The sequence below is a fragment of the Gelidibacter mesophilus DSM 14095 genome, assembly GCF_000423005.1.
GTDB lineage: Bacteria > Bacteroidota > Bacteroidia > Flavobacteriales > Flavobacteriaceae > Gelidibacter > Gelidibacter mesophilus.
In genome coordinates this window covers 152,212-164,327 of record NZ_AUHD01000001.1, presented here as the reverse complement: position 1 = coordinate 164,327, position 12,116 = coordinate 152,212, and the positions used below count along the sequence as shown (strand labels likewise).

11 protein-coding genes are annotated in these 12,116 nt (G+C 36.0%); 6 read left to right on the top strand and 5 right to left on the bottom strand.

What is annotated here, in order from left to right:
• Positions 1 to 6 precede the first annotated feature (6 nt).
• The 4 genes from G525_RS0100785 to xrtF form a co-directional block, all read right to left on the bottom strand.
• Positions 7 to 2,259 carry a TonB-dependent receptor gene (locus G525_RS0100785; protein WP_027124437.1) on the bottom strand — a complete coding sequence of 751 codons (2,253 nt, stop codon included), beginning with the start codon at positions 2,257 to 2,259 and terminating at the stop codon, positions 7 to 9.
• A gap of 311 nt (positions 2,260 to 2,570) precedes the next feature.
• Positions 2,571 to 3,014, bottom strand: coding sequence for an HYC_CC_PP family protein (locus tag G525_RS0100775; protein WP_245577705.1), 444 nt, complete (start codon positions 3,012 to 3,014; stop codon positions 2,571 to 2,573).
• 20 nt (positions 3,015 to 3,034) lie between these two features.
• Entirely contained in the window at positions 3,035 to 3,472 is a 438-nt protein-coding gene (locus tag G525_RS0100770; protein WP_035478721.1) for an exosortase F system-associated membrane protein, read from the bottom strand.
• Entirely contained in the window at positions 3,465 to 4,016 is a 552-nt protein-coding gene (gene xrtF, locus G525_RS0100765) for an exosortase family protein XrtF (protein ID WP_084647675.1), read from the bottom strand. The genes G525_RS0100770 and xrtF overlap by 8 nt, the downstream gene beginning before the upstream one ends.
• A 91-nt stretch (positions 4,017 to 4,107) precedes the next feature.
• Between xrtF and G525_RS0100760 the strand changes: the two genes are divergently transcribed.
• Positions 4,108 to 4,566, top strand: a complete 459-nt coding sequence (locus G525_RS0100760) for a GAF domain-containing protein (RefSeq protein ID WP_027124432.1) — start codon at positions 4,108 to 4,110, stop codon at positions 4,564 to 4,566.
• A gap of 82 nt (positions 4,567 to 4,648) precedes the next feature.
• Here G525_RS0100760 and G525_RS0100755 read toward each other — a convergent pair whose 3' ends face one another.
• Positions 4,649 to 5,899, bottom strand: coding sequence for an ABC transporter permease (locus G525_RS0100755; protein ID WP_027124431.1), 1,251 nt, complete (start codon positions 5,897 to 5,899; stop codon positions 4,649 to 4,651).
• Positions 5,900 to 6,105: 206 nt separating this feature from the next.
• Between G525_RS0100755 and purH the strand changes: the two genes are divergently transcribed.
• From purH to mrdA, 5 genes are all read left to right on the top strand, one after another.
• The gene (gene purH, locus G525_RS0100750; protein ID WP_027124430.1) at positions 6,106 to 7,635 is read left to right on the top strand and encodes a bifunctional phosphoribosylaminoimidazolecarboxamide formyltransferase/IMP cyclohydrolase; all 1,530 of its coding nucleotides are present in this window, start codon (positions 6,106 to 6,108) and stop codon (positions 7,633 to 7,635) included.
• Positions 7,636 to 7,813: 178 nt separating this feature from the next.
• Positions 7,814 to 8,842: a rod shape-determining protein gene (locus G525_RS0100745; protein WP_027124429.1), complete on the top strand. Its 1,029-nt coding sequence runs from the start codon at positions 7,814 to 7,816 to the stop codon at positions 8,840 to 8,842.
• 9 nt (positions 8,843 to 8,851) lie between these two features.
• Positions 8,852 to 9,676: a rod shape-determining protein MreC gene (gene mreC / locus G525_RS0100740; RefSeq protein ID WP_027124428.1), complete on the top strand. Its 825-nt coding sequence runs from the start codon at positions 8,852 to 8,854 to the stop codon at positions 9,674 to 9,676.
• On the top strand, positions 9,669 to 10,175 hold the full coding sequence (locus G525_RS0100735) for a hypothetical protein (RefSeq protein WP_027124427.1): 507 nt from the start codon (positions 9,669 to 9,671) through the stop codon (positions 10,173 to 10,175). Before mreC ends, G525_RS0100735 begins: the two co-directional genes overlap by 8 nt.
• Positions 10,172 to 12,115 (top strand): penicillin-binding protein 2, encoded by a 1,944-nt coding sequence (gene mrdA, locus G525_RS0100730; RefSeq protein WP_027124426.1) that lies wholly within the window; start codon positions 10,172 to 10,174, stop codon positions 12,113 to 12,115. Before G525_RS0100735 ends, mrdA begins: the two co-directional genes overlap by 4 nt.
• Position 12,116 lies beyond the last annotated feature (1 nt).

Below are 12,116 nucleotides of genomic sequence, written 5' to 3'. Positions count from 1 at the left end.
ATTTGACTATTTTATTTTAAATCGCAATCCCGCATAATACATGCTTCCAAAAATTGGTCCATACACAAAAGTCGTATCAAAATTTGCTCCAAAAGGATCATCTGCTCCTAAAATTGGATTACTCTGTCTTACATTGGTGATGTTTTCTCCACCTAAATATACCTCAAATTTTTCAGAAAACACTTTGGTCACCTGTGCATTCAAGGTTCCAACGGTAGGTGTATATTCCGGTAATTGGTATTGGATAGGGTTGGATGTCGTTGATGTATACCGTTGTTCGCCCAACCAATTATAGGTGACGTCAAATTTCCATTGTGCCAAATTTACGGTTCTTTTGGTTTCATAAGATATGTTACCAAATAATCGGTGTTTTGGAGTTAGGGCTTTTTCCAACTTTCCAGAGTTGTATTGGGTTTGGATGTCATAATATTTATAGGCCGTTCTAAGATCAAATCCCTCAAAAACATTATAATTCAATTCTATTTGAAAACTATTGGCATAACTTTCGCCATCAAGATTATAGAAATTCAATTGCTGCGGATTTTCATAATCGACCACTACTTGATTTTTGAAATCCGTTCTGTAGTAATCAAAGGTCACATCGGCTTTATTCCCAAAAAGATTGAAGCCCTGCAAAAAAGAAATACCATAATTCCATGCAATTTCCGGATCTAGGCCATAAGCACCTTTCAAACTGCCCATTGGTGTGTCCCCATCAATCAATAACGCTCTCGATGTAGCAAAAACACTCTGGTTTTCTGCAAATATACTTGCACTGCGTTTGCCTCTCCCAAAGGATGCTCTTAATGCCGATTTTTCCCAAGGGGTATACCGCGCATGGACTCTCGGTGTCACAAATGTTCCCAAAATATTATGTCTGTCAATTCGAACACCTGCCGTCAAATTAAAATCTTCCAAATTATCAAAGTTGTATTCAAAGAAAGCACCGACTGAATTTTCAGTACGTTCAAAATCTTCCGTCAAAATCAGTTCATCATAATGATCGTACGTATAACTCAACCCTGTTTTGATCTTATGTCTAGAATCGCTGATAATGGTGTTATAAATTCCATTAATATACAAGCTGTTATGTAAAATATCGTAGCGGTTCAATCCAAAATAAGAATCTTGTTTATGAGAGCTAAATGCAGTTTGAAAACCAATACTCTGCCATGGAATATTAGGATTTACATATCCAGACTTCACGGAGACATCAACTCTTTTGGTATCAATTTCACTTCCCCAGAAATTCGTGGTCAATTTATCCCTATCCGGATCAAAATCCAATTGACCGGTTTGCTTGGAATCGTCCAAATAGTTAAAATTGATAAAGCTCACAAAGCCTTTTTCAGGATTGGTATATTGCCAACGGTTCATCAAGTTGATTTGCTTATAAATGGGCATATCCATAAAACCATCATCATTCACATCGTGTTTTTTATTGTGGGTATTTCCATGCAGATACAAACCTGTACTCCATTTCTCACTGACTTTTGTATTCAAGTGCACATTAGCCTCCATGCGCTCGCTACTCGCCCCGTAAAGATTTACGAATAACTTGTTATCAGTCGTTGGCTTGACAAGCTCAGTATTAATTTGCCCAGCAATGCTTTCAAACCCATTGACCACACTACCCGCTCCTTTTGTTATTTGAATACTTTCTACCCAAGTTCCCGGTGTAAAACTCAAGCCGTAAGCTTGTGAAGCACCGCGAATGGTCGGAATATTTTCAGCAGTAATCAAAATATAAGGGCTTGTTAATCCCAACATCTTTATTTGACGAGTGCCCGTAATGGCGTCTGCAAAATTGACATCAATGGAAGGATTGGTTTCAAAGCTTTCTGAGAGGTTACAACAGGCAGCTTTAAGTAATTCATCACTGCTCACAAACATCACATTGGCAGATTGCATATACGATTTTGAAGTGGCTTGTTTACGAGAGGTTACCGTTATTTCATCCAATTCGCTCGTAGCCTTAAGATCGTGTTTAATGTATTTTGGTGTACTAATGTTAATGGTGTCTGTTTTATAGCCCACATAACTAACCACCAATTTTGTGTGTTCCTTTTGATATGAAATACTGAATTTCCCGTCGATATCTGTAGTGGCACCGATAGAAGTATCCAACCAATAGACATTAGCACCAGGAAGAGGCATGGTTTTTTTCTGTTCTGTGATCTCAACGATAATACCGTCAATTTTTTCTTGCGAAAAAACAAGCGTTGGTAAAAACATGAGAAAGTAAAATATATGTTTCATTTATTAGTCAATATTATTTTTAAACTTAAAGCAATTAATCATTGGCATAGTAGCGTTGGCATAAATGCTAAAAACGCAATTAATAATTCTGTAGATACTGCTCCCTTTCTCATTTGTTATGATTTTGAAAAATTTCGGTATTTGGTTGGAATGTTATCTACGCAGCTGTTGTGACATTAGAAACACTTTAAACACAAAATGATAAGGAGTGGCAATAAATTAATGAGATATTACTTTGTAAGATATTTGATTATTTCATTTTTAAAATAGCGAGCGTAACACTACGCTTCACTAAGGTTATTTTTGATAAATCAAATGATGAAGACCTGGTTTAAAACCTGAATATTGGCAACCAAATGAGGTGGCGAATAATTTTTATGTGGATAGACCTGGGAAGGCTTACCCTTAAAAAGATTGATATAAGAATAGAGTAAACTTGTAAGGAAAAATTGTTTTTGGACCTGTAAATCTTCAAAAGAAGCCTTGTTTAATTGATCCTGACCTTTAATAATTTCAACTTCGTTTTTACAACATGATTTTTTTTCCGGACTTAGTTTAGTCAAGGTATCCATATTCATCCCACAGGTATCCGCATGAGAAAAAATGGCAACATCAATCAATGTGTCACCACAAAAATGCTTTTCCAAAGTAAAGGACACCGTAGACAGGAACACTAAAAGTGCCATTACCATAGAAGAAATTTTATGAAAGATATTATGATACATTGTCGCAAAACTACAAAAAAATGTATTCATCTAAACGAATTTAAAAATCCTTATGATGTTTTACTTTTTAATTGATGATAATAAAAAGCTGGTAGCAATAACAATAAGAGAAGTGGTTGGATTAAAAATCTTCTAATATTAAAAAAAATATAGTAATCTTCTTGACGTGGATTAACAACAAAATACAAATAGAGGGCCAATAAAATCAGGAATGATGCGATATATATAAGGGCTGAAAATTTAACAATGTTCCTATCTTTGAAAAAGATAAAAATAATCCCCAATGAGATTACCGAATTTAAAAAATACCTCAGCGACGTAAAAAGTGTAACTTTTAAAACTTCGCGACGCGGATTATCCAAATAGAGATAATCATTTTTAAAGAAGGTAAGATAAGGGTCATAGAACAATTCGTTCTCAAAGGCGCGTATCAGGATCAACAATCCAAAAAGCGCCAATAGTCCTGTCATTTTCATTATATTACCCATCAATCCTACTTAAGCTCGAAAACCTGTTGACCCAAAACATCCAAAGCAAAAAGACCATCCCGTAAATAACCAACGGAAAAACAACGCCGTGCATTTCCTCAGTCCGCCATGGGTAGCGATATATCCCAACCGATAAAATAGCAACCCTCAAAACATTTACAATGTATAAAAGAATACTGCCCGTCAAAACATAGAGGAAAGTGCTGGTGAATTTTCCAGCAAACGCAATTATAAAGGATACAAATAAAATGATGACACTTATCGAATTACAACCTTCAATGATACGTGCAACATATTTTCCATTAATAATGACTTTCATTGAAGGCTCATCAGGATGCTTCAATATTTGGGAATCGTAACCAAAAGCCAGGACCAGCGCGTCACTTTGTTTGGCAACTTGATTCGTAAAGAAATCTGGATAATAATCTGATCCGTCAGAATAATCTAAGTATAATTTATAGGCAAAAGTCAAAACGCCATATACCAATAAAAAAGTCAAGATAAACTTTAGTACAGATTTGTATTTTAGAATTAGAGATTTCAATAATTAAAAATTACGGTTGCGGTGTTAAAAATATACAAAAAGGGGAATTGAAACCCTACTTTTTGGATACTTTTACTAAAATATCTAAACAATGACACCAAACATACTTCAGCCTCAAATAATATCGATAATTTCCGATAACAATAAAACTGTCAATGAGCGATTGCTTACCATATGTGAGGTCCTGGAATCCAATATTTCATACTACAATTGGGTTGGTTTTTACTTTAGAAATGGTGATAAGGAAGAATTAAAACTAGGTCCGTACGTTGGTGCACCAACCGATCATACCATTATACCTTTTGGAAAAGGCATTTGCGGGCAAGTTGCGGTGAGCAATCAGAATTTTGTGGTTCCAGATGTTTCGGCGCAAGACAATTATATCGCATGTAGCATGACCGTAAAAGCCGAGATTGTAGTTCCAATTTTTGTGAACGGTGAAAATATTGGTCAGATTGATATTGATTCAAATACCATTGATCCGTTTACCGAAGAAGACGAGCGTTTTTTGGAGTTCGTTTGTACTCAGGTCGCTACTATTCTTGAATAAACTCCAATATTAAAATTCCAAATTCCACGAGTTCTATGCGACCATTGGAATTTGGAATTTAATTTTTGGAATTTTAATCCACCTACATGCCAGTACGAATGGCTTCCACCGGATCTAATCGCGATGCGGAAATAGCAGGAATAACACCAGAAATCAATCCGATGATTGAAGAAAGAATGAAGCCTAGAAACATATTACCCGCAGAAAGAACAAATTCGAAATCGCCCGTAAATTGTGAAGCAATCAAAGATCCAATCCAGACAAAGAAAAGTCCAACAAGCCCCCCGATTACTGCTAAAATAACCGCTTCAAACAAAAACTGAAATAAAATGAATCTATTTTTAGCGCCTAATGATTTTTGAATCCCTATCAAATTTGTACGTTCCTTTACGCTAACAAACATAATATTTGCAATTCCGAAACCACCTACTAACAAAGAAAACCCACTGATAATCCATCCCATAACATTCATCGTTCCAATAATGCCATCAATAGCGTCTGTGAAACCGGACATTTTATTCACAAAAAAGTTATCCGGCTCCCCCGCTTTCAACCCTCGGTAAGCTCTAAATTTCTGCTTTAAAACCCCTTCAAAAGCGCCCATATCAACGTCTTTTTTTGGTTTGATGATTACCGCTCCAGGAATACCCTCAACCCCACCACTTTGAAAACGTCTGACAAAATTGGCTGGCACAAAACCTTTATCATCGGGACCTCCTCCAAGACCAGTACCCATTTTCTTTATAACACCAATAACGGTTAATTTACGGCCATATACTCTGATCTGCTTGCCCAAAGGATTGGTATTGCCAAATAAATTTTCAGCAATAGCGTGCCCCAGAACAATAACAGGAGAGCCATTGGTAGACTCGGATTCTGTGTAAAAACGGCCTTCTTCTATTTTAATATTTTCAATCTCATAAATCTCATTGGAAACCGGACTAATATCAACACCAGAAATAGTCTCTGAACCATATTTAACGGTTTGTGGACTTCCAAAAATAACATAAGCCGATGCAGCAATATCTGGCACACTTCTTCTGATGAAATCAAAATCATCATATTCCGTTGCAGGAAAATTATCACGCTGCCATCGCGGAACTTCAGTAGGACCAAAAGAAAATTTTGTCAAATACATCGTATTTTTATCCAATCCTGAAAGTTGTTCTTGAATATTTCGATCCAACGAATCGACCGCAGCCAAAACCGCAATTATGGAAAAAATACCAATAGTAACCCCCAGCAAAGACAAAAATGTACGCAGCTTATTGTTTGTAAGGGCATTTATGGCAAATGAAAAACTTTCTTTAAATAAGCGAAGGTAAAGCAGCATCTGTTTTTTGCGGTTTTATAACGAATTTAAAGATAGGACGTTTTCAATAATATATTGTTACAAAAAACTTAAATAAACTCCCACTTGATACCTCAAATTGTCTTCAATAATATGTATTTTTGCGCTTTAAAAATTTGCATTTTATTTAATTTTGATTTTTATATGGTTTCCAAGGAAAAATGAGACCAAAACAAACACAACACAACATGCACAATAAAACTATTTCATCTGCCTTAATTTCAGTTTTCAGTAAAGACGGATTAGAGCCTATTGTTAGAGAACTAAATCAATTGGGCGTTACTATTTATTCAACTGGAGGCACTGAAAAATTTATAAAAGATTTGGGTATTGAGGTCATTCCTGTAGAAGATGTCACCTCCTATCCGTCTATTTTAGGTGGACGCGTTAAAACATTACATCCAAAAGTTTTTGGAGGAATTTTAAACCGTCAAAATAACACTCAGGATGTAGCAGAATTGGCCGAGTTTTCAATCCCACAAATTGACTTGGTTATTGTGGATTTATACCCTTTTGAAAAAACAGTCGCTTCAGATTCAAGTCACGAAGATATTATCGAAAAAATTGATATTGGAGGAATTTCGCTGATCAGAGCTGCCGCCAAAAATTATGCGGACGTAGTTTGTGTGTCCTCTGTTGATGATTACAGCGAGTTCTTAGAACTTTTAAAATCTAAGAAAGGAGAAACTTCAGATACCGACAGAAAACGTTTTGCAGCCAAAGCCTTCAATATTTCTTCCCATTACGATACGGCAATTTTTAATTATTTCAATAAGAATCAAGAAGAAGCTGTGTTTAAAATCAGTGAAACAAACGGAAAAGTTTTGCGATATGGAGAAAACCCACATCAAAAAGGATTTTTCTTCGGCAATTTCGAAGAGATGTTTGACCAACTACATGGCAAGGAATTGAGCTATAACAACCTTTTGGATGTTGATGCAGCGGTTAATTTAATAAATGAATTTAAAGGTGAAGCATCAACGTTCGCCATATTAAAACACAACAATGCGTGCGGATTTGCGCAAAGAGACACCCTACACCAAGCTTATGTTGATGCGTTGGCAGGTGATCCTGTTTCTGCATTTGGTGGTGTCTTAATTGCCAATACTGAAATTGATAAGGCCACAGCTGAAGAGATTCACAGTCTATTTTGTGAAGTAGTGATTGCTCCTGGTTTTTCTCCGGAAGCAAAAGAAATTTTACAAGGCAAGAAAAACAGAATCCTTTTAGTACAAAAAGACGTAGAACTTCCAAAAACAACTGTGAGAACATGCTTAAATGGTGTTTTGGTACAGGATAAGAATAATAAAACAGATGTGATAGCAGATTTAAGCTATACCACCAACAATAAACCCTCAGAAAACGAGTTAGAAGATTTGATCTTTGCTTCCAAAATTTGCAAGCATACCAAATCAAATACCATTGTATTGGCTAAAAACAAACAATTGTTTGCCAGTGGTAACGGACAAACAAGTCGTGTTGATGCACTAAACCAAGCTATTCATAAAGCCAAATCTTTTAATTTTGATTTGCAAGGCGCAGTCATGGCGAGTGATGCCTTTTTTCCTTTTCCTGACTGTGTGGAAATTGCAAAAGATGCAGGAATTACTGCGGTAATTCAACCTGGAGGTTCAATCAAAGACGAATTGAGTATTGATTATTGCAACGCCAATAATGTGGCCATGGTGTTTACCGGAACACGTCATTTTAAACATTAATTAGAAAGCTAAAACCGCTTTCTAAGTAGTGATTTTAAGTATAATAAAAGAAGCATAATTCCGAATAAAATGGGAAGAAGGGCGTAAAGAATAAAATCTTTAATATTTATGAAGTTTTATTACATTTACAACTAGAATAAAAACAAAGTTATATCAACTTATACAATCAACAATACACATGGGATTTTTTGATTTCTTAACAGAAGAAATAGCCATAGATTTAGGAACCGCAAATACCTTAATTATCCATAACGACAAAGTTGTTGTAGATAGTCCATCCATAGTTGCAAGAGACCGAATTTCAGGAAAAATTATTGCTGTTGGTAAAGAAGCCAACATGATGCAAGGAAAAACGCACGAAAATATCAAAACAATCAGGCCCTTGAAAGATGGGGTTATTGCCGATTTTGATGCCTCTGAACAAATGATCAATTTGTTCATCAAAAACATCCCTGCCTTAAAAAAGAAATTTTTCACTCCTGCTCTGCGTATGGTTGTTTGTATTCCATCAGGGATCACAGAGGTTGAAATGCGTGCGGTTAAAGAGTCTTGTGAGCGTGTTAACGGTAAAGAAGTCTATTTGATTCATGAACCAATGGCAGCAGCCATCGGTATTGGTATTGACATTATGCAACCAAAAGGCAACATGATTGTCGACATAGGAGGCGGTACCACAGAAATTGCAGTCATCGCCTTAGGTGGTATTGTCTGTGATAAATCAGTAAAAGTTGCCGGTGACGTATTTACAAACGATATTGTATACTATATGCGTACACAACACAACTTATATGTTGGTGAACGCACGGCTGAAAAAATCAAGATTCAGATTGGAGCCGCAACTGAAGATTTAGAAGTTCCACCAGAAGAAATGAGCGTTCAAGGACGGGATCTATTAACTGGTAAACCGAAACAGGTTCAGATTTCTTACCGAGAAATTGCTAAAGCACTTGACAAATCAATTTTACGAATTGAAGACTCTGTTATGGAAACTTTATCTCAAACCCCGCCAGAGTTGGCTGCGGATATTTACAATACCGGTATTTATCTTGCAGGAGGAGGCTCTATGTTAAGAGGCCTAGACAAACGTTTATCCCAAAAGACGGATTTACCTGTGTATATTGCTGAAGATCCTTTACGGGCAGTCGTTAGAGGAACGGGAATCGTATTAAAAAACCTTCCTAAATTCAAAAGTATATTGATAAAATAGTAAGCCCAAATGCAACAAATCATAAATTTTGTACTTAGGAACAAAACTTTCCTCGTGTTTTTGTTGCTTTTCGGTCTGTCTCTGTTTTTCACTATTCAGTCACATTCCTATCACAAAAGCAAGTTCATCAATTCGTCAAACTTTGTCACTGGAACTGTGTATCAAACGGCAAATGGGATTGGCCAGTATTTCAATTTGACCAAAGAAAACAAAGCCTTATTGGAAGAAAATCGAATGTTGAAATCCATTGTACACAATTTGGATGTGGATACTTCAAAAACAATTCTAAAAGACAGTTTGAAATTAAATCCACATTTTAAATTCAGGACTGCGGATGTATATAAAAACAGTTATTCCCAATCCACTAATTATTTGACTATAAATAAAGGAAAAAAAGATAGCATTAAAATAGATCATGGGGTCATTACCTCTCAAGGAATTGTTGGAATTGTTGAAAACACCTCACAAAATTTCTCATCGGTATTATCCATTTTAAATACTCGGAGCAGAATCAATGCCCAATTAAAAAAGACCAATCATATTGGGTCTTTAGTTTGGAATACTGAATCAGCCGAATTTGCACAACTTATTGACATTTCAAAATTTGCACCCGTTGCCATTGGCGACACGATTATTACAGGTGGACAATCTACTATTTTCCCAAAAGGTATTTTAATTGGAACAGTTAACTCCTTTAAAATTGATAGTGGCGGTGACTCTTACATTGTAACCGTAAAATTATTTAATGACATGACCAATATTGGTCACGTTTACGTTATTGAAAATTTGCAGGCTTCTGAAATAAAATCCCTTCAAAAACCAAAAGATGACTAAGGCAACTCTCAATCAGGCCGCTATATTTGTCATTTTGGTTTTGGTCCAAGTATTGATCTTTAGCCATATCAATTTTATGGGGTATATCAATCCGTATATTTATATTCTTTTTATCATTTTATTTCCAGCAAACAACAATCGCACATTATTTGTATTCTTGGCATTTTTACTAGGACTATCTGTAGATGTGTTTTCAGACTCAGGAGGTGTACATGCAGCCGCCTGTGTTACTTTAGCCTATATAAGACCTGTATTCCTTAAGTTTTCATTCGGAACGGTCTATGATTATCAGTCCATAAAATTCAATCAAATTGATTTTAACAGTAAGTTTATCTATTTTACTGCACTGATTTTAATCCATCATTTCATCATGTATTCCTTAGAGATTTTTAACATTTCTAACATACTATTAATCCTTCAAAAAACGTTATTTTCAGGAATTTTCACTATACTTCTTTCTTTGATTATCACCATTCTTTTTAGCCAAAAACGAAAATGAGAAAATTACTGCTCCTTTCAATAATAGTTATTGTAGGCTTGGTTTTTATTGCACGCTTATTTTATCTACAAGTGTACAATGAAGACCCGTACAGCTTGTTTGATGACAATGCCATCCGTAAGGTTTATGATTATCCTAAGCGAGGGTACGTTTATGATAGAAATGATAATTTATTGGTAGCCAACCAACCGTCTTATGATGTGATGTTCATTCCGCGCGAAGTGAAAGCTATGGATACCTTAGAATTTTGCAACCTTCTAAAAATAACAAAGGAAGATTTCATTAAGTTTTACGATAAGGCTTACCGCTATTCCCCACGTTTACCTTCGGTATTTATTCCGCAGCTTTCAAGAATTGAATATGCCGTTCTGCAGGAAAAAATCAGGAAATACCAAGGGTTTTACATTCAAAAACGTTCATTAAGAGACTATCAGACGACTATAGGTGCTAATGTATTAGGAGATATTGGTGAGGTCAACAATTACATTATAGAAAATGAACCCTACTATAAAAGTGGTGATCTTATTGGAAAACAAGGGGTTGAATTGTCTTATGAGGAAGTTCTTCGTGGCGTAAAAGGTATTAAGTTCATTCAAAAAGATCGCTTCAATAGAGATATTGGGCCTTATAAAGATGGCATTTACGATACTTTGCCACAACCAGGAAAAGACATCAGCATTACCATTGATTCCAAATTACAGGAATATGGCGAGCTTTTGATGCGACATAAACATGGCGGTATAATTGCAATAGAACCAAGTTCTGGTGAGATTCTTGCAATGGTTTCTGCGCCCTCCTATAATCCAAATTTACTGGTGGGAAGACAGCGTTCGAGAAATTTCTCTAAGCTATATACGGACACCATAGCCAAACCTCTTTTTGACAGAAGTTTGAAAGCACAATATGCACCTGGTTCACCGTTTAAAGTACTCAGCGCCTTGGTCGGTCTTCAAGAAAATGTGGTCACCACTCAAGATCAATTCTCTTGTAGAGGGGGTTACTATCTTGGTAGTAGACGGTTGACAGGTTGCCATGCCCATGCAAGTCCACTATCAATGAATCAAGGAATAGCACAGTCTTGCAATGCTTATTTTGTAAATGTTTACAGACGTATTATCGATAAATATGACAAACCACATGACGGAATGGATGTTTGGAGCAATCACATTAAAAGTTTTGGATTGGGTGATTATTTAGGATATGATCTGAAGATAGGGAATAAAGGACGTATTCCTGATGGTGATTTTTATGATAAATGGTACGGCAAGAACAGATGGTCTTCAACTTATAACATATCCAATTCTATTGGACAAGGTGAAGTTGAAGCCACACCAATTCAATTAGCAAATATGGTCGCTGCCATTGCAAACCGCGGCCATTTTTTTACGCCTCATATTATTAAGAAAATTGAAGGCCAGGAGATTGATGAAAAATACACAACACCTAACCATACCACCATAGATAAGAAACATTTTGAACCTGTAGTGCAGGGGATGTTTGATGTTTATAACACTGGTACGGCATATTCACTACGTGTGCCAGGCATTGACATCTGCGGAAAAACGGGGACCGCTGAAAACTTTAAAAAAATAGACGGTAAAACTACCCAACTCACTGATCATTCCATTTTTGTCGCTTTTGCACCTAAGGATAATCCAAAGATTGCCATTGCGGTTTTTGTTGAAAATGGGTATTGGGGAAGTCGATTTGCAGGTCGGATTGCGAGTTTAATGATCGAAAAATATATTAAAGGTGAAGTCACAATGAACTCCATGGAAAATTGGATCCTCACACACAGTTTAGAGGATGAATATGCCAAACCTTACTCTGGAAAACCTTTTGGTATCAACAGACAATCAGCATTACAAGTGATTGATAAAATAACAAAAGATACCGTAATAAATCCTATAAGTAACCGACCATCACCATTTAATCAATAAT